At 67.0% G+C, this 23,714-nt stretch carries 18 protein-coding genes; 13 read left to right on the forward strand and 5 right to left on the reverse strand.

What is annotated here, in order from left to right; translation table 11 throughout:
- Nucleotides 1-21 precede the first annotated feature (21 nt).
- The 7 genes from hemQ to hemL are packed head-to-tail and all read left to right on the forward strand — an operon-like array spanning nucleotide 22 to nucleotide 7,348.
- Complete coding sequence (gene hemQ, locus ACR65K_RS02860) at nucleotides 22-723, forward strand: hydrogen peroxide-dependent heme synthase (protein ID WP_440151263.1); 702 nt, start codon at nucleotides 22-24, stop codon at nucleotides 721-723.
- Nucleotides 720-1,967 (forward strand): ferrochelatase, encoded by a 1,248-nt coding sequence (locus tag ACR65K_RS02865; protein ID WP_440151264.1) that lies wholly within the window; start codon nucleotides 720-722, stop codon nucleotides 1,965-1,967. The genes hemQ and ACR65K_RS02865 overlap by 4 nt, the downstream gene beginning before the upstream one ends.
- Complete coding sequence (gene hemC / locus ACR65K_RS02870) at nucleotides 1,964-2,962, forward strand: hydroxymethylbilane synthase (RefSeq protein ID WP_440151265.1); 999 nt, start codon at nucleotides 1,964-1,966, stop codon at nucleotides 2,960-2,962. The genes ACR65K_RS02865 and hemC overlap by 4 nt, the downstream gene beginning before the upstream one ends.
- A gap of 7 nt (nucleotides 2,963-2,969) precedes the next feature.
- On the forward strand, nucleotides 2,970-3,851 hold the full coding sequence (locus tag ACR65K_RS02875) for a uroporphyrinogen-III synthase (RefSeq protein ID WP_440151266.1): 882 nt from the start codon (nucleotides 2,970-2,972) through the stop codon (nucleotides 3,849-3,851).
- A 59-nt stretch (nucleotides 3,852-3,910) separates the two neighbouring features.
- Complete coding sequence (hemB, locus tag ACR65K_RS02880) at nucleotides 3,911-4,894, forward strand: porphobilinogen synthase (RefSeq protein ID WP_440151267.1); 984 nt, start codon at nucleotides 3,911-3,913, stop codon at nucleotides 4,892-4,894.
- On the forward strand, nucleotides 4,891-5,967 hold the full coding sequence (locus ACR65K_RS02885; RefSeq protein WP_440151461.1) for an LLM class flavin-dependent oxidoreductase: 1,077 nt from the start codon (nucleotides 4,891-4,893) through the stop codon (nucleotides 5,965-5,967). The genes hemB and ACR65K_RS02885 overlap by 4 nt, the downstream gene beginning before the upstream one ends.
- 49 nt (nucleotides 5,968-6,016) lie before the next feature.
- Nucleotides 6,017-7,348, forward strand: coding sequence for a glutamate-1-semialdehyde 2,1-aminomutase (hemL, locus tag ACR65K_RS02890; protein ID WP_440151268.1), 1,332 nt, complete (start codon nucleotides 6,017-6,019; stop codon nucleotides 7,346-7,348).
- A gap of 141 nt (nucleotides 7,349-7,489) precedes the next feature.
- Here the strand turns inward: hemL and ACR65K_RS02895 are convergent, their stop codons facing one another.
- From ACR65K_RS02895 to ACR65K_RS02910, 4 genes are all read right to left on the reverse strand, one after another.
- A complete protein-coding gene (locus tag ACR65K_RS02895; RefSeq protein ID WP_056334714.1) occupies nucleotides 7,490-8,227 on the reverse strand; it encodes an amino acid ABC transporter ATP-binding protein in 738 nt (245 codons plus the stop codon).
- Entirely contained in the window at nucleotides 8,224-8,988 is a 765-nt protein-coding gene (locus ACR65K_RS02900; RefSeq protein ID WP_056334717.1) for an amino acid ABC transporter permease, read from the reverse strand. The genes ACR65K_RS02895 and ACR65K_RS02900 overlap by 4 nt, the downstream gene beginning before the upstream one ends.
- A 12-nt stretch (nucleotides 8,989-9,000) precedes the next feature.
- Entirely contained in the window at nucleotides 9,001-9,954 is a 954-nt protein-coding gene (locus ACR65K_RS02905; protein WP_056334719.1) for an ABC transporter substrate-binding protein, read from the reverse strand.
- A gap of 349 nt (nucleotides 9,955-10,303) precedes the next feature.
- Entirely contained in the window at nucleotides 10,304-11,014 is a 711-nt protein-coding gene (locus tag ACR65K_RS02910; protein WP_440151269.1) for a 3'-5' exonuclease, read from the reverse strand.
- A gap of 63 nt (nucleotides 11,015-11,077) precedes the next feature.
- Between ACR65K_RS02910 and ACR65K_RS02915 the strand changes: the two genes are divergently transcribed.
- The 3 genes from ACR65K_RS02915 (at nucleotide 11,078) to ACR65K_RS02925 (ending at nucleotide 18,335) form a co-directional block, all read left to right on the forward strand.
- On the forward strand, nucleotides 11,078-11,494 hold the full coding sequence (locus tag ACR65K_RS02915) for an MGMT family protein (protein ID WP_440151270.1): 417 nt from the start codon (nucleotides 11,078-11,080) through the stop codon (nucleotides 11,492-11,494).
- Between the two features lie 71 nt (nucleotides 11,495-11,565).
- Nucleotides 11,566-14,859 carry an ATP-dependent helicase gene (locus ACR65K_RS02920; protein WP_440151462.1) on the forward strand — a complete coding sequence of 1,098 codons (3,294 nt, stop codon included), beginning with the start codon at nucleotides 11,566-11,568 and terminating at the stop codon, nucleotides 14,857-14,859.
- A complete protein-coding gene (locus ACR65K_RS02925) occupies nucleotides 14,856-18,335 on the forward strand; it encodes an ATP-dependent helicase (RefSeq protein ID WP_440151271.1) in 3,480 nt (1,159 codons plus the stop codon). Before ACR65K_RS02920 ends, ACR65K_RS02925 begins: the two co-directional genes overlap by 4 nt.
- An 80-nt stretch (nucleotides 18,336-18,415) precedes the next feature.
- On the opposite strand, the gene ACR65K_RS02930 is transcribed toward ACR65K_RS02925, so the two are convergent.
- A complete protein-coding gene (locus ACR65K_RS02930) occupies nucleotides 18,416-19,708 on the reverse strand; it encodes a macrolide 2'-phosphotransferase (RefSeq protein ID WP_440151272.1) in 1,293 nt (430 codons plus the stop codon).
- Between the two features lie 142 nt (nucleotides 19,709-19,850).
- Between ACR65K_RS02930 and nudC the strand changes: the two genes are divergently transcribed.
- Genes nudC through ACR65K_RS02945 form a run of 3 tightly spaced genes read left to right on the forward strand, consistent with a single transcriptional unit; the run spans nucleotide 19,851 to nucleotide 23,651 of the window.
- Nucleotides 19,851-20,873 carry an NAD(+) diphosphatase gene (gene nudC / locus ACR65K_RS02935; RefSeq protein ID WP_440151273.1) on the forward strand — a complete coding sequence of 341 codons (1,023 nt, stop codon included), beginning with the start codon at nucleotides 19,851-19,853 and terminating at the stop codon, nucleotides 20,871-20,873.
- Nucleotides 20,874-20,928: 55 nt separating this feature from the next.
- Nucleotides 20,929-23,064, forward strand: coding sequence for an ATP-dependent helicase (locus tag ACR65K_RS02940; protein ID WP_440151274.1), 2,136 nt, complete (start codon nucleotides 20,929-20,931; stop codon nucleotides 23,062-23,064).
- Complete coding sequence (locus ACR65K_RS02945) at nucleotides 23,061-23,651, forward strand: M48 metallopeptidase family protein (protein WP_440151275.1); 591 nt, start codon at nucleotides 23,061-23,063, stop codon at nucleotides 23,649-23,651. The genes ACR65K_RS02940 and ACR65K_RS02945 overlap by 4 nt, the downstream gene beginning before the upstream one ends.
- The last annotated feature ends 63 nt before the right edge of the window (nucleotides 23,652-23,714 follow it).

The following is a 23,714-nucleotide window of genomic DNA, read 5'->3' on the forward strand; positions in this document are numbered from 1 at the left end:
CGAAGGGGCAAACTTGTAACCATGAGCCACACTTCTGCCGAATCTGTCACTAAAACCGAAGAATCAGCCGAGCAATTCTTTACCCTCTGGACGGTATTCAAGCGGTCAGTGCCCGTAGTCCGCAGTGCGAATGCCGCCGCCGACTTCGAAGCCCTGCTGGAGCGGCTCGCCGCGGCCGGCGTCACCCACCGCGGCAGCTACGATGTCTCGGCCATGCGCGCCGACGCTGACGTCATGGTGTGGCTCCACGGCCCCAAGCCGGAGGCGCTGCAGCAGGCCATCCGCGACATCCGCCGCAGCACACTCTTCGCCGGCACCGAGATCGTATGGTCCGCCATGGGCGTCCACCGCGAGGCAGAGTTCGCCAAGAACCACACCCCCGCCTACTCGCGGGGCGTCGCTCCGGCCGAATGGCTCTGTGTCTACCCGTTTGTGCGCTCCTACGAGTGGTACATCCTGCCGGAGGCCGAGCGCGGCAAGATGCTGCGCGACCACGGCCTGCTGGGCAGGGATTTCCCCCAGGTCATTTCCAACACCGTCTCGTCCTTCGCCCTGGGCGACTGGGAGTGGATCCTCGGCCTGGAGGCACCCGAACTGGTCGACCTTGTGGACCTCATGCGCCACCTGCGGGCCACGGAGGCGCGCAACCACGTCCGTGAGGAAGTCCCGTTCTATACCGGACGCCGGATCACCGCCGAAGAAGTAGCAGAGGTGCTCGCATGAACCCGCTCGATCCCACACTTGCCACGGCCGTCAACCCGGTCACCGAGGCCGGACGCATGGCGCCCAAGAACTACGACGCCGTCCTGCTCGCCTCTTTCGGCGGCCCGGAAGGCCAGGAAGACGTCATCCCGTTCCTCCGCAACGTCACCCGCGGCCGGGGGATTCCGGATGAGCGGCTTGAGGAAGTGTCGCACCACTACCGCGCCAACGGCGGCATCAGCCCCATCAACCAGCAGAACCGCGAGCTGAAGGCAGCGCTGGAAGCCGAACTGGCTGCCCGCGGCATCGAGCTGCCCGTGCTGTGGGGCAACCGTAACTGGGCGCCATACATCCCCCAGACCCTGCAGGAAGCGTACGACGCCGGCCACCGCCGGGTGCTGATGCTCACCACGAGTGCCTACTCCTGCTACTCCAGCTGCCGCCAGTACCGCGAGGACATCGGCATGGCATTGACGGAGACCGGCCTGGACGGCCGGCTCGAGGTGGACAAGGTCCGCCAGTACTTCGACCACCCCGGTTTCGTTGAGCCGTTCGTCGAAGGAACGTCCGCCGGACTGGCCGATGTCCGCGCCAAGCTGGCCGATGCCGGAAGTCCGGACGCTCCCATCCACATCCTGTTCGCCACCCACTCCATTCCTACCCGGGACGCGGAGGCTGCAGGCCGGTCCGAGGGTGAGCCGCGGAAGTTCGAGGAAGGGTCCGCCTACGTGGCCCAGCACCTTGCCAACGCCGCAGCCGTCATGGAGCGGGTCAAGGAAGAATCGGGCGACACCGCGCCGTGGTCCCTGGTGTACCAGTCCCGCTCCGGCGCTCCGCATGTGCCGTGGCTGGAGCCGGACATCAACGACGCCATCGAGGAACTGGCCGGGCAGGGTGTCAAGGGCATCGTCATCGTCCCCCTCGGCTTCGTCAGCGACCACATGGAAGTTGTCTGGGACCTGGACACCGAAGCCATGGAAACCTGCGGAAACCTCGGCCTGGCCGCAACCCGCGTCCCCACTCCCGGTACGCACCGGAAGTTCGTCAGTGGCCTGGTGGACCTCATTTGCGAGCGGACGGTGGCCAACAACATCAGTGACCGGCCCGCCCTGACCGGTCTTGGCCCCTGGTACGACGTGTGCCGTCCAGGCTGCTGCGCCAACTTCCGCGGTGAAAAGCCCACTATTTCCGGCGCCGACACCACGATTGGGACCGGGCATGATCCCTATCCGTCGGGGGATGCAGCCGAAACGGCCCAGCCGTGACCGTCCGGATCGGCACCCGCGCCAGCAAACTGGCGCTCACCCAGACCCAGCAGACCGCTGACCAGCTCGCCGCCGTGGGAGGTTTCCCGGTGGAGCTGGTGCACATCCGCACGGATGGCGACGTCCTCACCGGGTCGCTCTCCCAGATGGGCGGAACCGGGGTCTTCGTCGCCGCGTTGCGCGATGCGCTGCTGCGCAATGAGTGCGATGTCGCCGTCCATTCGCTGAAGGACCTGCCCACCGGCGCGGCGGTAGGACTTAGCCTTGCCGCCACGCCGCGGCGGGTGGACGTCCGCGACGTGCTATGCGCCCGGGACGGACTGAAACTGGCCGACCTGCCGGCCGGAGCCCGCGTTGGCACCGGATCGCCGCGGCGCGCAGCACAGTTGCGCGCCGCCCGCACCGACCTGGACATCGTGGACATCCGCGGCAACGTGGACACGCGCCTGGGCCGCGTTCCCGGCCTGCCCGGCAACTCGACCGACCAGGTGGTGCCCGGAAAGTCATGCGACCTCGATGCCGTAGTGCTTGCCGCCGCTGGCCTGGAGCGCATTGGCCGGCTGGACACCGTCAGCGAGTACCTCGAAACCGACGTCATGCTGCCCGCGGCCGGCCAGGGATCGCTGGCCATCGAGTGCCGCACCGCCGACGCGCCACCAAAGCCGGGATCGGCCGAAGGCTCCCGCGAGGTCCTGGCCCAGGCCCTTGCGGCCCTGGACGATCCCGACACCCGCCTCGCCGTCACGGCGGAACGTGCCCTGCTGGCACGGCTCGAGGCAGGCTGCGCAGCTCCGGTGGGCGCCTACGCGTTCCGGAAAGGCAGCATGCTGCACCTGGAAGCCGTTGTGTGCGCCGTTGACGGCACCGCCACGGTCCGGGACAAGAGGGCCACGGACGGGCTGACGGAAGTCGGAGCCACCCTTTTGGGCATCGAACTTGCCGAAGCCCTTCTTGCTGCCGGTGCCGCCGACATCGCAGACCTGCAGGCGTCCTGACCTGGCAATGACGCAGCCTTCCCGCAGATCCGGATCCGGCACGCCGCCCAGCCAACCCCTGCTGGCTGGAGCCCGGGTCCTGGTGACGCGCAGCCCGGAACGGTCCGGAGCCCTGGTGGAGGCGCTGGCAGAAGCCGGCGCGTCGCCGGTGCTGCTGCCGCTCATCGACTTCGAACGGGCCCCTGACCAGCACGCGCTCGACGTCGCCTGCGACGCCCTGGCTGCGGGTGCCTTCGACTGGCTGGTGGTCAGCAGCGCGACCACGGTGCACGTCCTGATGGAAAAGGCCGCCGAGCGCGGCCTCGCCCTGGCCCAGTTGGTTCCCGCCAAAACATGGATCGCCGCCATCGGTCCCGCAACGCAAAGACTCCTGGAATCCGGCGGCCTGACCGTGGCTTTGGTCCCGGCCGGTGAACAGTCGGCCGCCGGTCTCCTCGCGGTGTGGCCCGGCGGCGGCAGGGTCCTTTTGCCGCAGGCAGACATTGCCGCCGGCACGCTGGCGGAGGGCCTCGTGGCCGCAGGGAGCGACGTCACCGCCGTTACTGCCTACCGCACCGTTGACTATCCGGCGGCAGCCGAGCGCAGGCTGGCCGTGCAGCCGGAAGACGGCGACGGCGGGCCGCAACCGCCGTCGTACACCCTCCTGACGCCACAAACGGCCGCCGCGGACATCGCCGAAGGGCGCATATCGGCCGTGATCGCTGCCTCGCCGAGCGCCGTGCGCAGAATTTCCGCCCTGGGTCCGCTGGCCGGCTGCAAGCTGGTGGTTATTGGCCGATCGACGGCGGAACAGGCAACTGCCCTGGGACTGGACGTGGCCGCAGTGGCGGCCGAGCCCACACCTGACGGGCTGGTGGCAGCGGTTGCGAAGGCCCTCAACCCGCCCTGACCGGGCACCACGCCTCCCGCTCCACAGAAGCTTCAAGAACAACGCGAAGGACAGGACCCATGACTTTCCCCAACCAACGCCCCCGCCGCCTGCGCACCACCCCCGCCATGCGCCGGCTCACCGCCGAAACCCGCCTGGCGCCGTCGGAACTCATCCTCCCGGCCTTCATCCGGGAAGGCCTGGCCGAGCCCAATCCCATCACCTCAATGCCGGGCGTGGTCCAGCACACCACCGATACGCTCAAGCGGGCCGCGGCGGAGGCCGTGGAGCTCGGCCTGGGCGGCATCATGCTCTTCGGCATCCCCGAAACCCGGGACGCCGAAGGCTCGGCATCGCTGGACCCCAAGGGCGTGCTGAACAAGGCCATCCGGGACGTCCGTGCCGAAGTGGGCGATGACCTGGTGGTCATGAGCGATGTGTGCCTGGACGAATTCACCGACCACGGCCACTGCGGAGTGCTCGACGCCGACGGTTACGTGGACAACGACCGCACCGTGGAGATCTACGCCAGGATGGCCGTGGCGCAGGCAGAGGCCGGCGCGCACATGCTGGGCCCCTCCGGCATGATGGACGGCCAGATCGCCGCCATCCGCTCAGCACTGGATGAGGCCGGCCACACCAACACCTCCGTCATTGCGTACGCCGCCAAGTACGCCTCGGCGTTCTACGGCCCGTTCCGGGAAGCAGTGGACTCACAGCTCAAGGGCGACCGCCGGACCTACCAGATGGATGCCGGCAACCGCACCGAAGCACTTCGCGAGGTCGAACTGGACCTGGCGGAAGGAGCGGACATCATTATGGTCAAGCCGGCCATGAGCTACCTGGACATCGTGGCCGATGTTGCGGCAATGAGCCCCGTCCCGGTCTCGGCCTACCAGATCTCCGGCGAGTACGCGATGATCGAGGCTGCCGCCGCCAATGGTTGGATTGACCGGCGTGCCGCCATCACCGAATCCGTCCTGGGCATCCGGCGCGCCGGCGCCCACATGGTCCTCACGTACTGGGCCGCCGAACTGGCCGGGTGGCTGAAGGAAGCCCGGTGACCGCCGGGCAGGCAGCGGAACCCACCGGGCCCGTGGGGGAGGACCGCATCCTCCTCGGCCTGAACACCTTCGGGGACGTCGGTGAGAATGCGGACGGCAGCCAGCAGCCGCATGCCCAGGTCCTGCGCCAGCTGCTGGAACAGGCGGAACTTGCCGACGCCGTCGGACTCCATGCCTTTGGCGTGGGGGAGCACCACCGCAAGGACTACGCGGTGTCCGCGCCGGAGGTCTTCCTGGCCGCCGCTGCCGCCCGCACCACCCGTATCAGGCTGGGCTCCGCCGTAACGGTGCTGAGCTCGGACGATCCCATCCGTGTCTTCCAGCGCTTTTCCACCGTGGACGCCATCTCCAACGGCCGCGCCGAGGTGATGCTGGGGCGGGGGTCGTTCGTGGAGTCCTTCCCGCTGTTCGGGCTGGACCTGGCGGACTATGAGGTCCTGTTCGAAGAGAAGCTCGAGCTGTTCGACAAGGTCCGGGCACAAAAGCCAGTGCACTGGGAGGGCCGCACCAGGCCTGCCCTGCATGGCCTGAGCGTCTATCCGCCCCTGGAACACCACCTGCTGCCAACCTGGATCGGGGTGGGGGGAACACCCGAATCGGTGCTCCGCTGCGCCCAGTACGGCTATCCCATCATCTTCGCCATCATCGGCGGCCAGCCGCGGGGCTTCCGGCCCCTCGCCGACCTCTACCGGGAAGCGATGGGCAAGTACGGCCACCCAATGCAGCAGATGGCCACGCACTCGCCGGGCCACGTGGCCGACACTGACGAGCAGGCCCGCGAAGAGCTTTTCCCGCACTGGCTGAAGCTGCGCAACAAGCTCGGCGCCGAGCGCGGGTGGGGACCGGCCGGGCGCGGGGAGTTCGATGCCCTGTGTTCCGCGGAAGGTGCCCTGTACGTCGGATCGCCGGAAACAGTGGCCCAAAAGATTGTCCGGCTGAAGCGGAACCTGGGTGTTGACCGTTTCGACCTCAAATACAGCAACGGGCCGCTGCCGCACGCGGCCATGATGCGCTCGATCGAACTGATGGGCACCCAGGTGGCACCCCGGGTGGCAGAGCTGCTCGCCGGCTGACTGCGCTCCTGGCCAACTGTGCTTCCGGCTAACTGAGAGAATAGGAACCATGACTTCCAGCAATCCTCGCAATGAGGCACTCTTCGACCGCGCCCGCCAGCTCATGCCGGGCGGAGTCAATTCGCCGGTCCGGGCCTTCGGGTCCGTGGGCGGAACGCCGCGCTTCATGGTCTCCGCCAAGGGACCGTACCTGACCGATGCCGACGGCAAGGAATACGTTGACCTGGTCTGCTCCTGGGGCCCGGCCCTGCTGGGGCACGCCCACCCGGCCGTGCTCGATGCCGTCCACGCCGCCGTCGACCGCGGCCTCTCCTTCGGTGCTTCCACTCCCGACGAAGCGAACCTGGCCGAAATCGTGAAGGAGCGTGTCCCCGCCGTCGAACGGCTCCGGATGGTGTCCACCGGCACTGAAGCCACCATGACGGCGGTCCGGCTGGCCCGCGGCTTCACCGGCCGCAACCTCATCATTAAGTTCGCCGGCTGCTACCACGGCCACCTTGATGGGCTTCTGGCCGCGGCAGGCTCCGGCGTGGCAACCCTCGCCCTGCCCGGTTCCGCCGGTGTTACCGAAGCGACCGCCGCCGAAACCCTGGTGCTGCCCTACAACGACCTTCAGGCCGTCAAGGAAGCATTTGCCACGCACGGGCCCCACATTGCGGCCGTCATTACCGAGGCAGCGCCGGCCAACATGGGCGTGGTCACCCCCGCCGAAGGGTTCAACGCCGGGCTTTCGCGGATCACCCGCGAGCACGGCGCACTGCTCATCGTCGATGAGGTCCTCACCGGTTTCCGCACCGGCTACTCCGGCTACTGGGGCCTCACCGGCGGCGCGCCGGACGCCCAGGATCCGTGGACCCCGGACCTGCTCACCTTCGGCAAGGTCATTGGCGGCGGAATGCCGACGGCGGCACTGGGCGGACGTGCCGACGTCATGGACTACCTCGCCCCCACCGGCCCGGTCTACCAGGCCGGAACGCTGTCCGGGAACCCGGTGGCCATGGCGGCCGGCGTTGCCACCCTGACCAACGCCACCCGCGACGTCTACTCCTTCATCGACGTCCGGTCCCTGGAACTCTCCTCGGCGCTGTCCACCGCCCTGGATGCCGCAGGGGTGGACCACTCCATCCAGTTCGCCGGCAACCTGTTCTCGGTGGCTTTCGGCACCTCGGCCCACGGCGTCCACAACTACGCCGACGCCCAGGCCCAGGAGGCGTTCCGCTACGCGCCGTTCTTCCACTCCATGCTGGAGTCCGGCGTGTACCTGCCGCCGTCGGTCTTTGAAGCCTGGTTCCTCTCTGCCGCGCACGATGACGACGCCATGAACCGGATCTACGACGCCCTTCCCGCGGCAGCCAAGGCCGCCGCAGCCGCCCAAGGGTAGGGCCGCCGCCCAGGGCTAGCGCCGCCGTCGGGCCCCTGCCCGCAGGGACGAAAAATCCCCGCCTTCCGGACCAATCCCCCTGCATGCAAGGGGGAAAAATCCGGGAAGCGGGGATTTCCTGTCTAAGCCTGCCTATTGGGCCTAGAGGACGTCCGAGAGGAAGCCCTGGAGGCGGTCCGTGCGGGGCGCCGTGAAGATCTGTTCCGGGGGGCCGGATTCGACCACCACGCCGGCGTCCATGAAGGTCACCGTGTCCGACACGTTGCGCGAGAATCCCATCTCGTGGGTCACCACCACCATGGTCATGCCGCCCTTCGCCAGATCCGCCATCAGGGACAGGACGCCCTTCACCAGTTCGGGATCCAGCGCGGACGTGGCCTCATCGAAGAACATGACCTCAGGCTTCATGGCCAGCGCGCGGGCAATGGCCACGCGCTGCTGCTGCCCGCCGGACAGGTTTGCCGGACGGGACTCCGCCTTGTGCTTCAGCCCTACCAGGTCCAGCTGTTCCAGGGCCTGGCTGCGCGCCTCCTCCTTGGAGAGCTTGCGCAGCTTCCGCAGGGCGAGCGAGATGTTCTCCTCCACCGTTTTGTGCGGGAAGAGGTTGAACTGCTGGAACACCATGCCGATCCGGCGGCGGAGTTCGTCCGGGTTATCCTTCAGCACCGAACGCCCGTCCAGGAGGATATCGCCCTGGTCCGGCTCGATGAGCCGGTTCATGACGCGCAGCAGGGTGGACTTGCCCGAACCCGAGGGTCCGATCACGGACGCCGTGGTTCCCTGGGGGACGTGCAGATCGATGCCCCGCAGCACGTGGTTGCTGCCGAAGGAAAGGTGGATGTTCTTTGCGCTCAGTGTTCCCGATGCGAATTCACTCATGCCTGGGCTCCCTTTCCAACGACTGCTGCGGCCTCGTCCGGTTCCTTCTTTTCCGGCCGGCCGGTGCGGAGCCGGGCATCGATCCAGTTCACGAAGTGGGTCAGCGGGATGGTGAGCGCAAGGTAGAAGACGGCTGCCGCCACGTAGGGCGACAGGTTGCCGGTAGTGGCCGCCGCATCCTTGCCGATCTGGAAGATCTCACGCTCACTTGCCAGCAGGCCCAGAAGGAACACCAGGGACGACTCCTTGATCAGCGCAATGAACTGGTTGACCAGGGCCGGAAGCACCCGGCGGATACCCTGGGGCACCACTACGAGGCGCATGGAGGCGCCGTAGCCGAACCCCAGGGCACGGGAAGCCTCGAGTTGTCCCTTGTCTACGCTCTGGATGCCGGAGCGGAAGATCTCCCCGATGTAGGCGCCGGACATCAGCGAGAGCGCCGCCACCGCCATCGGGTAGGGGCTCGTGGACCCGGTGAATTCACGAACGATCGGCCCGAACCCGAATCCGATGACCAGGATGGTCAGGACCGGGGGAAGACCGCGAAGGATGTCGGTGTAAACCCGTGCGATCCAGCGCGCTGCTGCGTTCCGGGAGATCCCCATCAGGGCGAGCAGCATCCCGAGGGCTGTCCCGATGATGCCGGAAATGATGGCCAGCACGAGGGTGTTCGGCAAACCGACGGCGAACATCTTGGGGATGACTTCGCCCATTGCCTTCCAGTCAAGGAAGGTGTCAGCGAGTTGCTTGAGGATATCCATGGAACGCCCTGGTTACTTGGCGGCCGGGATCTGGACTGCCTTGCTGCCCGGCTTCCAGCCCTGGGGGGTCTGTTCAGCGGCGGTGGGGCGGTCCTTGTACCACTCGGACGTCAGCTTGGCCCAGGTACCGTCCGCGATGACCGCGTCCAGGCCGGAGTTCAGCGCGTCGATCAGGGGCTGGTTGTCCTTGTTCACTGCGTAGGCGGTGAAGTTTTGGGTGTTCACAACCTTCTCGGCGATCTTGGTGTTGTCGCCTTCCTTGACCTGGCCGGTAGCCTGCTGGGACGGTGCCACCCAAGCGTCAATCTGGCCGTTCTTCACGTTGCCGTAAACGGTGTTGTAGTCCGGGAAGCGGACGGGCTCCAGCTTGAGGGTGTTGGTGACGTAGTCATCCTGCACGGTGCCCTGGACGACGCCGATCCGGACGCCTTCCTTGAGGTCGGCGAAGCCGTTGACCTTGGAGCCGTTCTTGGTCACCACTGCCATGTAGCCGAAGTCGTAGCCGTTGGTGAAGCCCACGGTCTTGCGGCGTGCGTCGGTAGTGGAGATCGAGGAGGATCCGACGTCGAACTGCTTGTTGGCAACCTGGGAAAGCAGGGCCGAGAAGTCGGTGGAGGCAAACTCAACCTTGAGGCCGAGCTTGTCGCCGATGGCGCGCAGCAGTTCGTTGTCGTAGCCGGTGAACTTGCCCGAAGGGTCGATGAAGATGTTGGGCGGGGCGTCCGAGAGGGTTCCCACGCGCAGGGTGCCCTCGGTGATGAGGCCAAGCTTGGTCTTGTCGATCTTGTCCACGGGGGTGACGTCAGCCGTGGTGTATTTGTCCAGCGTCTGCTGGTCGCTGCCGGCGAGGGCATCGGTGGGGGTGCCGCTGGGCTGGGAAGACCCGCCGCCGCAGGCAGCGAGGGAAACCGCGAGGGCAAGTGCAACGGGAGCGGTAGTGAGCCACTTCATCGCTTTGATTTTCATCAGGTTGTCACTTTCATATGAGTCATAAGTCGACCGGGCCGCAAGGCAGCGCTGTGGCGCCTGGCACCTGCCCGTTGCTGGTCGAGCCGTTGGGGCAGGGGTGACCGCAAAACTTTATTGTCTCATTAGCGTGAACAGCAGGCCTTCCTCGAAGAATTGCCAGCCAGGTCTGGGTTCTGACAAGCAAAATTCTGCCGCGGGGCCATGCCTTGGATCACCTTGCGCATGATTTCCATCTTCTGATGAATGATCAGAGTGCGTTCACGCCCGCAAATGTGAAGCAGGATGACTGTGACATGCCTCCCAATCGGCAGCAGTGCGGCCGTGGAAGGAGTAACGCAGTGTGGCCCTAAAAGCCGCCTGCCGTGGCATCCTGGGGCGGCAGAACCGGCCAGTCTCCCTCGATCACGGCGGCCGGTTTCGTCTTTCTGAGGTACCCCTGGAAGTCGGCCGCCTGGCTGACCGCCCAATCCACCTGCAGTTGGTGCAACTGGCTGGCAGGCATCACCAGCTTTGGGAACTTGCCCGCCATCGCATCCAGGACGCGCAGGGTGGCCAGCGCATCCGCCGCCGACGTGTGTGCGTTGTCCAGGACCACGCCGTACTCCTCACACAACGCGGTGAGGGTGCGCTTGCCCTTGCGGTACCGGTCAACCTGCTTGTTCATGATGTAGGGGTCAAGAACGGGGAACCGGGTGAGTTGTGGAATACCGTAACGGGCGGATTCCGCTGCGAGCACCGTAAAATCGTAGCTCGCGTTGAAGGCGATCACGGGGGTGGCGGAATCGAAGAGCTCCTGGAGTACTGCGGCCACTTCGCGGGTGACCTCGTGGGCCGGCCGGCCGTCGCGCCTGGCCTGTTCCGTGGTGATGCCGTGGACGTCACTTGCCTCGGTGGGGATTTCCACGCCGGGATCAGCGAGCCATTCGTGCTCCTTGATGACTTCGCCGTGGTGGTCCACCACAGTTATCGATGCCGTGACGATCCTTGCCGCCCGCGAATTGCGGCCGGTGGTCTCCAGGTCGAAGGCTGCACGGGGGAGGGTGTTCCAGGAACTCATGCTTCAACGCTAAAGGGACCCACCGACAATTCCGTGGAACGCCACTGCGGCTAGATTGGATCAATGCGGAATGAGTATGTCCAAGCAGTCCTGGCCGTCGTCAGGCTGGTGCCGGCAGGGTCCGCAGTTTCCTACGGCGACGTTGCCGAGCTCCTGGGGTCAGGCGGCCCGCGCCAGATCGGTTACGTCATGAGCCACCATGGTGGAAGTGTTCCCTGGTGGCGGATCCTGAAGGCCAGCGGCCATGCGCCCGAGGGCCACGAAGCCGAGGCCCTGCTCCTTTACCTTGAAGAGGGCACGCCGCTCCTCGGCGCTTTCAGTTCGTATCTCCGGACCGGGGAGGGGCGGTGGCGGGTGGACCTGAACACCGCCCGCTGGGCGCCGACGGACAATGATTTTGACAGTATCGACATAATTGCCGAGCAGCTGGAGCGCAGCCTCCATAGATTGTCGGTGGCTGATGATGGAATGATTTTGTGACCGTAACAATTCCTTTGACCGGCCCCTGGGACCCGCACTGGCAAGAACCGGGGGCAGGGGAAACGGGCCGGGTGCATGACCCTGCCCAGGGAAACCCGGATAACAGCACTGACCTGCAGGCTAACCCTGCCCTTCGGTTGCTGCCGCCACGGCGGGCGCACGCTGAAGCGCTTCGGCTCACACCCGACCAGCAGGCGGCCGTTGACGTCGGCCAGGGTTCGGGGCCCGTGCTGGTCCCGGGCGCGCCGGGCACGGGAAAGACCACCGTACTGGTTGAGGCGGCCGTCCAGCGGGTCTTCCGTGACGGCGTCGACCCCGAGCGCATGTTGATCCTCGCGCCCACCCGCCTTGCCGCCGATTTCCTGCGTGACCGCTTCACCGCACGGCTGGACAGGAGCCTCAGCACCACCCCCGCCAGGACGTGGGCCTCTTACGCCTTCGACCTGATCCGCCGTGCCAAAGCCGAGGGTGTCATCCCGCTGTCCAGGCCGCCGCGCCTGTTGTCCGGCCCGGAGCAGGACCTCATCATCAGGGAACTCCTCGAAGGCCACCGGCTTCCCGGCTTGGAACTGCCCTGGCCCGCGGATCTTGACGGGGCCCTGGAAACCCGAGGCTTCCGTCAGGAAGTGCGGCAGCTCTTTGACCGCATCATCGAGTCGGGCCGCACGGCCGAAGACCTGGTTCAGCTGGCGCATGACTGCAACCGGCCGGACTGGAAAGCCGCCGCAGCCCTGTATGCCGAATACCGGGACGTCCTTGACCTGCGGATGCCCGAAGCCTTCGATCCCGCCGGGATCATCACGGCCGCCCGGCAGATCTTCCAGGATGCACCCGATTTCCTCGAAGCGGAGCGCGCCCGGCTACAGGTTGTCCTGGTGGACGATATCCAGGAAGCAAACCCCGCCATCTTCGAGTTGCTGGCAGACGTTGCCGCCGGACAAGACTGCTACGTGACGTCCTCCCCGGACACCGTGGTGCAGGGATTCCGCGGGGCACGCCCGGACCTGGTGGCTGAGCTGCCCCGGCTGCTGTCAACCCAGGCGCCTGTCCTGGAGCGCCCACTGTGGCATGCCCACAGGCTGGCCCCCGCCGTGGCGGAGGCGTGGTTGAACGTCGCGGGCCGCATTTCCCAGCGTGCGGGCGGGCAGCTGGCACGGCGGCTTGAACCGCTGGGGCGGCACGGACAGCCTGAAAGCCCTGGGCACGCCGGACCCGCCGGTCACGGTAACGTCGAGGCGCATCTGGTTCCCACTCCGGTGCATGAGCTGCGGTATGTTGCCCAGCGGATCCTGGACCAGCACATCAACCACGGCCGCGAGCTTGCGGACATTGCAGTCATCGTTCGGAACGGCGGCCAGGTCAGCGAGCTGCAGCGCTACCTGTCCGGGCAGGGCATTCCTGTGCGGGTGCCCGTGGCCGAATCCGCCGTCCGGGACGAGGTTGCCGTCAGGCCCCTGCTGGATGCCTTCGCCATCGCCCTGGATCCGCAGCTGCTGACACCCGAAGCCGCCGTGTCGCTTCTTACGTCGCGCATCGGCGGTGCCACCTCGATTGAACTGCGCCGGCTCCGGCAATCGCTGCGGCGCGAAGAACTCCTGGGCGGTGGAGGCCGCGCCAGCGATGCCCTCTTGGTGGAGGCGCTGCTTGAACCCGGTGCGCTCGGTGCGCTGGGCATTGAGGGCCGTGCCGCCCGGCGCACGGCCCGCATGATCCAGGCTGGGCGGGACGCCGTCCGTCTGCCCGGCGCCAATGCGGAATCGGTGCTGTGGGCGCTGTGGAACTCCACGGGGCTCTCGTCGGCGTGGACAGCCACGGCATTGTCGGGCGGCCCCCATGGTGCCCGGGCTGACCGCGACCTTGACGCGATGATGGCGCTTTTCCACACGGCGGAACGCTATGTGGACCAGATGCCCGGCGCCGGCCCGGAACAGTTCCTGGAATACCTTCTGAACCAGGAGCTTCCCATGGACACCCTGGCCGCCCGGGCCCAGGTTGATGACGCGGTGGAACTGATGACGCCCGCCAGCGCGGCCGGGCGGGAATGGCCGGTCGTGATCGTTGCGGGGCTGCAGGAGGGAGTGTGGCCCAACACCAGGCTCCGGGGTGAACTGCTCGGCAGCACCCTCTACGCGGACGCCGTCGAGCATGGCCCCGGATACGCCCTCCAGCGTGACCCCTTGAGCCGGCTACGGGACATCCGCTACGACGAACTCCGCAGTTTCTCCACGGCGGTATCCAGGGCACGGGAACTGCTGGTTTGCACCGCCGTCTCGTCGGAGGACCACCAGCCCTCATCCTTCCTGGACTTCGTTGCGCCCCTGGCGCCGGGAGAGGAAGGACGGGCGTTTACGCAGGTGGAGCGGCCCATGACCCTGCGCGCGCTGGTCGCCGAGCTCAGGCAACATGCCCAGCAGGAAGGCACAGCGCAGGCAGAGGAGGCCGCCAGGGTGCTGGCGCATCTCGCCGCCCAGGAGCCTGCCGTCTCCGGAGCAAACCCGGACAGCTGGTGGGGACTTGCCCCCTTGTCCTCCGCCGATGCCGTAGTCCCACCAGGAGGAACGGTGTCTGTATCCCCCTCAAAGGTGGAGACTGTCCAAAAATCGCCGTTGGACTGGTTCGTCCAGGCAGCCGGTGGGGAAGCAGCCACCGACTTCGCCCGAAGCCTCGGCACGCTGGTGCACGCGATTGCCCAAGACATGCCGGACGCATCCGGATCGGAATACGTTGCCGAACTGGTGCGGCGCTGGCCGGCGCTGGGCATGAAGGACAACTGGGAGGGAAGGCTGGACTTCCAGCGTGCCGAGGCCATGGTGCGGAAGCTGGCGCAGTACGTGCTCTTAATGAGGAGTGAAGGCCGCAGCCTGGTGGGGGTGGAGCAGGACTTCGAAGTGACCCTCGGCCAGGTAGCGGTGGACGAAGCTCCGCCGCGGGAAGCAGTCCTCCGCGGCCAGGTGGACCGGTTGGAGATCGACGGCGACGGCCGGCTGGTGGTGGTGGACCTCAAGACTGGCAAGCGGCAGCCAGGGAAGGATGAGCTCTCCCGCCACCCGCAGCTTGGCGCATACCAGGCGGCAGTGCTCGCCGGCGGTTTTGACGCCGGCGCGGAGGGGGACGGCGGCCGGTCCGGCGGAGCCGTGCTGGCTCAGCTCGGGACCGGTGCCGTCAATCCAGCCGTCCAGCAGCAGGAGCCACTCGACCCACAGGAGAACTGGGCACTGGACATGGTGAAGGAGGCAGCCTCCGTGATGGCAGGCAAGGAATTCATTGCACGGCATGACCCTGCCAAAGGCAGCCATGGCGGCCACGGTTGCCGGCTCCCTGAGGTGTGCCCCTTGTGTGCGCGCGGAAGGCAGGTAACAGAATGAGCGGGGCACTGGTTGCCGCGGAAGCCGCCCCGGCGGTGCGCTTCAGCCCCGAAGAACTGTCCCGGCTGCTCGGTGAAAAAAATACCCCCACTCCTGAGCAGGCAGCCATCATCTCCTCCCCGCTGGCACCGCGGCTGGTCATCGCTGGAGCCGGATCGGGAAAGACCGCCACCATGGCGGACCGGGTGGTCTGGCTCGTGGCCAATGGGTGGGTCACCCCGGAGGAGATCCTGGGCGTGACCTTCACCCGGAAGGCGGCCGGCGAACTTGCCAGCCGGATCCGGTCAAAGCTCCTGGCACTGCAGCGTCTTGCCGCCCAGGACACCGGCAAGGGGATCTTCCCGGAGGGCCTGCGCAACAGCGAAACCCTGGAGCCGAAAGTTTCCACCTATCATTCGTTCGCCAGCGGCATCGTCTCCGATTACGGACTGCGGCTCGGTGTGGAGCGGGATGTGGTGCTGCTCGGCGGCGCGCAGGCGTGGCAGCTGGCCAGCGAGGTGGTTGAGGCCTACGACGGCGAATACGCGCACTTCCGGGCCGCCAAGTCCACGCTGGTGAAGGCAGTCATCCAAATGGCCGGGGAATGCGCGGAGCACCTGCAGGAACCCGAGGACGTCGAAGCCTGGTTGATGGCGCGCCTTTCGGAGTATGAGTCGCTGCCCTACGTGGCCGGCAAGAAGAGGAACCCGTCCAAGGCTGCCCTGGACCTCGGTGGAATGCTGCGGACCAGGGCAAGCGTCGCTGACATGGTGGGCCGCTATGCCGCAGCCAAACGCGCCCGCGGCGCACTCGATTTCGGCGACCTCGTGGCGCTCGCCGCCAAGGTGGCCCAAGAGGTTCCCCTGGCAGCGCAAATGGAACGCCAGCGGTACAAAGTGGTTTTGCTTGACGAGTTCCAGGACACCTCGCACGCGCAGCTGGTGCTTTTCTCCCGTCTCTTCGGTGGCGGCCATGCCGTGACAGCGGTGGGAGATCCCAACCAGTCAATCTACGGTTTCCGCGGCGCTTCGGCAGGCCAGTTGTTCCACTTCGTCCGCGAATTTCCCGTCCGCAAGGGTGAGTCGGACGAAGGAGCGGAGTGGGCGCCCGCCCCAACCTCCTACCTAACAACAGCATGGCGGAATGGCCGCTCAATCCTGGCCGCAGCCAACGTCATGTCCCAATCCCTCGGCCGGGCAGCCGCCCACAACGGCCCCGCCGGCGACAGGGCCGCCGCTCCTGAAGTTCCTCCCTTGCAGCCAAGCCCCCATGCCGTGGACGGGACGGTGGTGCTGGGCCGTTTCGCCAGCGATGCCGAGGAAGCTGCAGCCCTGGCTGAGGACGTCCTGAGATACCGGGTGACCGACTTTGAGCTGAAAGCCGACGGGACTGCCGAGCCACCGGCTCTCGCCGTGCTGTGCCGCAGGCGCGCCCAAATGGAAGCTGTCCGGCGGCAGTTCGAGGCCCGGGGGATCCCGTACGAAATCGTGGGTCTCGGGGGCCTCCTTGACACCCCGGAGGTCGTTGACCTGGTGGCCACCCTTCGCGTCCTTGCCGACCCCGGCCGCTCCGATGCCCTCATGCGGCTGCTCGCAGGTGCCCGGTGGCGCATAGGCCCCGCCGACCTCATGGCCCTGCGCGACTGGTCGAGCCAGCTGGCACGGAGCCGGGGGAGGGCGCCGCTGGGGTTCGACAGCGACAGCCAGGACAGCGACAGTGATGAAGCAGATGCCCCCGTCCTGGAAGGTGACCTGACTGACGGCGCCAGCCTGGTGGAGGCCTTGGACTTCCTGCCGCGTGATGAATGGACCTCGGCGAACGGACGCACCCTCAGCCCGGGGGCGCGCAGCAGGCTGGCCAGGTTGTCCACCGAGCTGCGGCAACTGCGCGGCTATCTCGGCGATGACCTCACCACCCTCCTGGGCGAGGTGGAGAGGGCCATGCTGCTGGACATCGAAGTGGCAGCGCGCCCGGGAATCAGCATCCACCAGGCCCGCCGCAACCTCGATGCCTTCCAGGATGCCGCCTCCGGATTCCTCCGCACCTCCCAGAGAGTGGACATCCTCGCGTTCCTGGCCTGGCTGGAGGCAGCATCGGCGGAAGAAAACGGGTTGGAGGCGCCCGCCAGCGATGTGAACCGGGAAGCCGTGCAGTTGTTGACCGTCCATGCTTCCAAAGGCCTGGAATGGGATGTTGTGTTTGTTCCTGGAATGAACGCAGGAGCTTTCCCCAGCGACAGGGACTCCCGCTGGAGCAGTGGTTCTGCCGCACTGCCCTGGCCCCTTCGTGGTGACCGGGCCGATCTTCCGCAGTGGGATCTTGACCAGCCGGACCAGAAAGGCTGGCTGGATGCCGAGAAGGACTATAAAGGCGCCGTACAGGCCCACGGGGAGTCGGAGGAGAGACGGCTGGCCTATGTGGCCTACACCAGGGCCAAGCACGTCTTGTGGGTGTCCAGCACGGCCTGGGTGGGTTCACGGGCCGGCAGGGCGGAAATGTCGCCGTTCCTTGCGGAGCTGGAAGTGTTGACCCGGCCGGCCGGCTCCGTCCGGCATTCGGATGCCGTGATCCACCCGCTGTCCCTGGAGGAAGCCGCACTGCCGCAGCAGAGCCCATTGACCTTGGAAGCAGAAGAAGCCACGTGGCCCTACGACCCCCTTGAAGGACCAGTGGATCCACGGACCGGTGAGCGGCTCCGCCTGGCCCGCGGGCGCAGGACAGCCATGGAAGCGGCGGCGCAGCGTGTGCGCGAAATCCTGGCCGCTGGCGGGGGACAGTCAGTGCCGCCGGAAGGGCCTGCGCATGCGCCGAGCCTAACGGGAGCAGCGGCAGGCTGGGCGCGCGAAGCCGCCCTGCTGCTGGAGCGCAGGGCAAGAAGGTCCAGTGGACAGGATGTGCATCTGCCCACCCATATCTCTGCCTCCACCCTGGTTGACCTCGGGGACGATCCCGAGGCCGTGCTGGCCCGCCTGCGCCGGCCGGTGCCACGGGAACCGGGCATGTCGGCCCGGAAGGGCACCGCCTTCCACGCCTGGGTGGAGGAATACTTTGGAAAGGCCGGGATGCTGGACCTCGGCGAAGCGCCGGGGTCGGACGACCACATTGACGCCGCCTACGACCTGGACGAGATGGTGGCCACGTTCAAGGCTTCACCTTGGGCAGAGAGGTCGCCGGCATTCGTCGAGGTTCCGGTGGAAACCAGGGTGGGAGAGGTTGTGGTGCGCGGCCGGGTTGACGCTATATTCCGCGACGCCGACGGCCGATGGGACCTCGTGGACTGGAAGACCGGCCGCCGGCCGTCCGCGGAGCAACTGAAGACCCGTTCGATCCAGCTGGCCGTGTACCGACTGGCGTGGGCCCGCCTTAAGGATGTTCCCCTAGAGGACGTGAGGGCTGCGTTCTTCTATGTTGCTGACAACGCCGTGGTCCGCCCGCACGATTTGGGGACTGCCGACGAGCTGGAAGGAATCGTGGCCGCTGCGCTGAGCAGGTCCTGAGCAGGGACGTCCATGGGCTGGGCCGTCCTTGAGCTGGTCGTCCTCGGATGGCGCAGCCAGGGAGCAATGCCAGGCCCGGCTCAGCCCTGTTTGGCGTTGACGATTGAAATGGCGGCGGTGGATGTGTCGTCCGGACCCTTGGTTTCGGCGTTCCCGGGGACCGCTGGGTCAGCCGTAGGCTCCGTTTGCTCCACCGGGATGGGGGTGACGTGCACTGCCGGCTCGATTGAAACTGCCGGATGCACAGGCGCCGCCGCTTGGACCGGCGACACTGACGGTTGTGCCGGAGCAGCGGGTTGGGCAGGGACCGGGACGACCGTAACAGCGGGAGTAACAGCGGAACTGCCGCCCCCGGAGACGGGAGCTGCCCCGGAACCCGTGGTGGAAGCAGGAACGGACGTTCCGGCCTCATCCGGGCTGCCCGTGGCCGGAAGGGGCTCGACGCTGATCGGCCGGCCACCATACTCGGCAATGTCGCCGGCCAAACTCTCCAGCATGTCCTCCGCCTCCCTGACCATGTCCTGGTCCCCGGCCGCAAGGCCTTTCACCAGGTATTGGGCCAGGGCGAACTCAGCGGACAGGGCAGACCGCCGCAGCAGGTGCTGGTCCGGGACGTCCCTACGGCTGGACGTGTAGGCCTTTAGGACGGCGTCGATAAAGTCCTGTTCATTCGAAGCCACCAGCCAGGCAAAGTCATCGGCCGGGTCCCCGATGCGCAGGTCCGTCCAACCGGTAACTGCTGTCACCCTGCCCGACTCCACCAGCAGGTTGTCCTCGTGCAGGTCGCCGTGGACCACGCACGGGTTGAACCGCCACAGTGACACATCCTCCATGGCGTGTTCCCAGCGGCGCAGCAGGGCCGCCGGAATCTTGCCCGTAGTTGCAGCCTGGTCCAGTTCGTTCAGCCGCCGCTGGCGGAACTCATTGGGGGTGTAGCTGGGAAGATCGGCGTTGCTGACCAGGGACCTGGGCAGGTCGTGGACCGCGGCCAGGGCGGAGCCGATCTCCCGCGCCAGTCCGGCCGGCCCCGACGTGAGTTCCTCGACGCTGCGGGTGGTGCCGGAGAGGTGTGAGTAAACGAACGTGGTCAATGTCCCCAGCCGGACGCTGCCGGCCACCGTCGGCATCAGGAACGGCAGTTCCGCCCGGACGGCAGGAGCGAAAGCCCGGAGCACAAGGAACTCCGTTTCGAGGCGCGCGCTGGCTTCGGCATGCCGCGGTGACCGGACCCGCCAGCGCTTGCCTTCGGAATCGAGGAGCAGGGCCGAGTCGAAGTCCGCGGGGTCGTCCGGGGCGGAGCTAACGGCCGTCGGGGTCAGTCCGGGGACTGCCGCGGTTGCAATTGCCGCCAGTTCAATCGGTTTTCTTCTCACCGTTCCACGGTAGATTGCCTGCCCTCCCACACCGCGGTCCGGCCGCGGCGAGTCTTGAGATAGGTGCAAAACGAGGGGGGTGGGGCAGGCAGTGGAAGCTGCGGAAATGCGAAATGTCGGTAGCAGTCAGTACGGTGGAACCATGAGCCATGCGGAGTCTGTAATACCTGTCCACCAGGGTGCGCCGGCACGGCTGCCGGCCAACCATCTGGCGGACACCCTCCTCCCGGTACGGCCGGCGCTGGTGGACCGCGGTTCAGTGGCGCGTATCAGGCCCGGCATGGTCGATGACCTTCTGTCCCGCCCGGATGCCCTGGCTGCAGTCCTGTCAGGACGGCAGGGGCTGGTGCACGGCAGCAACATGGTGCTGACGGGGGCCAAGGAGCTTCTGGCGGCGCTGGCAGACGCAGGATTAACACCGGACCTCGTGGTGTACCTGGGATCGGCCCTCCCGGCCGCCGACATGCCAGCCGGGACCGAACTGCTGCTCTTCGTCCTTCCTGAGCCTCCCGAGCCCGGGGCCGCCGGTATCCCGGCGGACGCGCAGTGGGCCGGATTCCGGGAGGTCGCCGCAGGTTTGACCGCCACCTCCACAGCCTTGTTCGTTGAAGCCAGCGCCATCGCCAACTGGCACGCTGCCCACACGCACTGCCCCCGGTGCGGCACGCCAACAAACGTGGAAGCGGGCGGTTGGGTGCGGCGGTGCCCGGCGGACAATTCGGAGCACTACCCCCGGACGGATCCCGCCATCATTGTCACGGTGGTCGGTCCGGACGGCCGGCTGCTGCTGGGCGGGGGAGGGCCAGTGGACGCCCGGAACTACTCCACCCTCGCCGGCTTTGTGGAGCCCGGCGAATCACTCGAAGAGGCCGTGGTGCGCGAGATCCAGGAGGAGGTTGGGGTGCGGGTCACCGCCTGCCAGTACCTCGGCTCCCAGTCGTGGCCGTTCCCCGCCTCGCTTATGCTTGGATTTACCGCCGTCACGGAGGATGCCCAGGCAACGCCCGACGGCGTGGAGGTCACCAGGGCCCGTTGGTTCAGCCGCGAGGAACTGCAGGAAGCGGTGCTCAGCGGTGAGATCACCATCTCCAGCAGGCTCTCCATTGCCCGCTCGCTCATTGAGCACTGGTACGGCGGCCGGATCCAGGACCTGACTGGCGCCTAAGTTATTCCATCCACCAGACTCCAGCACGCGGTAGTCGAGAAACAAAGCAGCAGAAGTGACTACAGAGAATTTTGACGGAGCAGCCTCACTGGAGGACCGGATCCTTGGGGGACTCGACGCCGAACAGCGTGAGGTGGCCAGCACCCTGAACGGGCCGCTGTGCGTGCTGGCCGGCGCGGGCACCGGGAAGACCCGCGCCATCACCCACCGCATCGCCTACGGCGTTCACTCGGGGGTCTACACTCCACAGCGCCTGCTCGCCGTAACATTCACTGCGAGGGCCGCGGCAGAGATGCGCAGCCGCCTGCGGGACCTCGGCGCCGGCAATGTCCAAGCCCGCACCTTCCATGCTGCTGCCCTGCGCCAGCTGCAGTTCTTCTGGCCGCAGGCGGTGGGCGGAACACTGCCCAACCTGCTGGACCACAAGGCGCAGATGCTGGCAGAGGCCGCCCGGCGGCTTCGGCTCAGCACGGACCGTGCCTCCATCCGCGACCTTGCCTCGGAAATCGAATGGGCCAAGGTGTCCATGCTGACACCGGCAAACTACCTGGAAAACGCCCAGGGGAGGGGCGCGCCCGGCGGCTTCGACCTCACCACGGTGGCCCGCGTCTTCCAGTCCTATGAGGACGTCAAGACCGACCGCAACGTGATCGACTTCGAGGACGTCCTGCTGATCACAGTAGGTATCCTCCAGGAGGACGAGAAGGTCGCTGCCACGGTCCGGGAACAGTACCGGCACTTCGTGGTGGATGAATACCAGGACGTCTCCCCGCTTCAGCAGCGGCTCCTTGAGCTTTGGCTCGGCGGCCGTGACGAACTCTGCGTGGTGGGTGACGCCAGCCAGACCATCTATTCCTTTACCGGCGCGTCGCCCAGGCACCTCCTGGACTTCAAGACCCGCTATCCGCAGGCCAACGTGGTCAAGCTCATCAGGGACTACCGCTCCACCCCGCAGGTGGTGAAACTGGCCAACGACCTGCTGGCCGCCCGCCGCAGCGGCGGCCCCACCGCCGACGCCGCATGGGCTTCGCCGCTGCAGCTCGTGGCGCAGCGCCCCGTGGGACCCGCGCCGCAGTTCACCGAATGCACGGACGATGAGGCCGAAGCCGCCACCGTGGCGCAGAAGATCAAGGCACTGCTCGACGCCGGGACTCCGGCCAGCGAGGTGGCCATCCTTTTCCGCACCAACGGCCAGTCCGAGGCCTACGAGCAGGCGCTGGCAGCGGCAGGGATCGGCTACCAACTGCGCGGCGGCGAGCGGTTCTTCGCCCGCAAGGAGGTCCGGGACGCAATCCTGCAGCTGCGTGCAGCCACCCGGGCGGTTTCCGAATCAGATGCGCCGGAACCGCTGGGGCAACTGGTGCGGGACATCGTCTCCTCCCTCGGTTACACCGATGCTGCACCTCACAGCGGAGGTGCACTGCGTGAACGCTGGGAGTCCCTCGCGGCATTGGTGGCACTCGCCGATGAACTCGTTCAGGCCCGCGGCCCCCAGTTCGGCCTGGCGGATTTCGTGAACGAACTCCAGGAGCGTTCCCTCGCCCAGCATGCGCCCACCGTGCAGGGCGTGACGCTCGCCTCGCTGCACGCGGCCAAGGGCCTGGAGTGGGATGCTGTCTTCCTGGTGGGACTCAGCGAGGGCCTGATGCCGATTTCTTTCGCCGATTCACCCGAATCCGTGGATGAGGAGCGCCGCCTCCTGTATGTGGGAATCACCCGCGCCCGCGAACACCTTTCCCTCTCATGGAGCACCGCGAGGACTCCCGGGGGCCGGGCCAACCGGAAGCCGTCCCGGTTCCTGGAGGGCCTGCGGCCGGACTCGGTGGCAAGCTCGAGTACCCGGGGCAAGGGGCCGGCGCCACGCCGCAAAGCTGCCGCGCCGGCTGTGTGCCGCGTCTGCGGCAGCATGCTGGCCAGCGGGGCCGAAAGGAAGGTGGGCCGCTGCAACGCGTGTCCCCCCAGCTACGAGGAACAGACCTTTGACGCCCTTCGCAACTGGCGCCGCGAGGTGGCACAGTCCGCGGACGTCCCGGCATTTGTTGTCTTCACCGACGCCACCCTTACCGCCATCGCGGAGGCCAGGCCGGCGTCCATGGAGGAGCTTGCCGGCCTCGCCGGAGTTGGCCCGTCCAAGCTCGAAAAGTACGGGGAGGACGTCCTCCGGGTCCTTGTCGAAAGCTCCGTCCTGTGAGGCCCGGACCCGGCGGTTCCGAGGGAGCTTCCACGCTGACCACCCCAAACGGTTCTCCCGTGGAGGTACGGCGTTCTGCCCGGCGGACCCGCACTGTGGCAGCATTCTGGGAAGACGGAACAGCGGTTGTTGCCATTCCGGCCCGCTTCACGGCCGCGCAGGAGCGGGAGTGGGTTCACAAGATGCTGGCCAAACTGCACAGGCAGGGGAAGCGGCAAGCTGCTGCCGGTCGGCGGCGTCCTGCCACCGACGAAGCCCTGGCAGCCCATGCGGCCCAGTTGTCCGCCCAATATCTGGGTGGCCGGTCAGTGCCCATCTCCGTCCGTTGGGTCAGCAACCAGAATTCCCGCTGGGGGTCCGCCACACCGGCCGAGGGCACCATTCGCCTGTCTGACAAGCTGCGGCCCATGCCGCAATGGGTCATCGACTACGTTCTGCTCCACGAGCTGGCCCATCTCCTGGTGGCCTCGCACAACGCCGCGTTCTGGAAGCTGCTGGAGGCCTACCCCGAAACCCAGCGGGCCAAGGCGTTCCTTGAGGGCGTTTCGTTTGCCACGTCGCGGGGAATGGACAAGGACGCCGACTAGGTCCAGCGCAAGACACCAAGCCGGGCAGAAAGCACTCTGGCGGGCCAGGAACCCCTGGCCCGC

It is taken from the genome of Arthrobacter sp. SAFR-179 (assembly GCF_059414945.1).

Excerpts from the sequence above, each read along its gene's own strand:
- hemQ (WP_440151263.1), top strand. The coding sequence starts at position 22 with ATGAGCCACACTTCTGCCGAATCTGTCACTAAAACCGAAGAATCAGCC.
- ACR65K_RS02865 (WP_440151264.1), top strand. The coding sequence starts at position 720 with ATGAACCCGCTCGATCCCACACTTGCCACGGCCGTCAACCCGGTCACC.
- ACR65K_RS02875 (WP_440151266.1), top strand. The coding sequence starts at position 2,970 with ATGACGCAGCCTTCCCGCAGATCCGGATCCGGCACGCCGCCCAGCCAA.
- hemB (WP_440151267.1), top strand. The coding sequence starts at position 3,911 with ATGACTTTCCCCAACCAACGCCCCCGCCGCCTGCGCACCACCCCCGCC.
- hemL (WP_440151268.1), top strand. The coding sequence starts at position 6,017 with ATGACTTCCAGCAATCCTCGCAATGAGGCACTCTTCGACCGCGCCCGC.
- ACR65K_RS02895 (WP_056334714.1), bottom strand. The coding sequence starts at position 8,227 with ATGAGTGAATTCGCATCGGGAACACTGAGCGCAAAGAACATCCACCTT.
- ACR65K_RS02900 (WP_056334717.1), bottom strand. The coding sequence starts at position 8,988 with ATGGATATCCTCAAGCAACTCGCTGACACCTTCCTTGACTGGAAGGCA.
- ACR65K_RS02905 (WP_056334719.1), bottom strand. The coding sequence starts at position 9,954 with ATGAAAATCAAAGCGATGAAGTGGCTCACTACCGCTCCCGTTGCACTT.
- ACR65K_RS02910 (WP_440151269.1), bottom strand. The coding sequence starts at position 11,014 with ATGAGTTCCTGGAACACCCTCCCCCGTGCAGCCTTCGACCTGGAGACC.
- ACR65K_RS02915 (WP_440151270.1), top strand. The coding sequence starts at position 11,078 with ATGCGGAATGAGTATGTCCAAGCAGTCCTGGCCGTCGTCAGGCTGGTG.
- ACR65K_RS02925 (WP_440151271.1), top strand. The coding sequence starts at position 14,856 with ATGAGCGGGGCACTGGTTGCCGCGGAAGCCGCCCCGGCGGTGCGCTTC.
- nudC (WP_440151273.1), top strand. The coding sequence starts at position 19,851 with ATGAGCCATGCGGAGTCTGTAATACCTGTCCACCAGGGTGCGCCGGCA.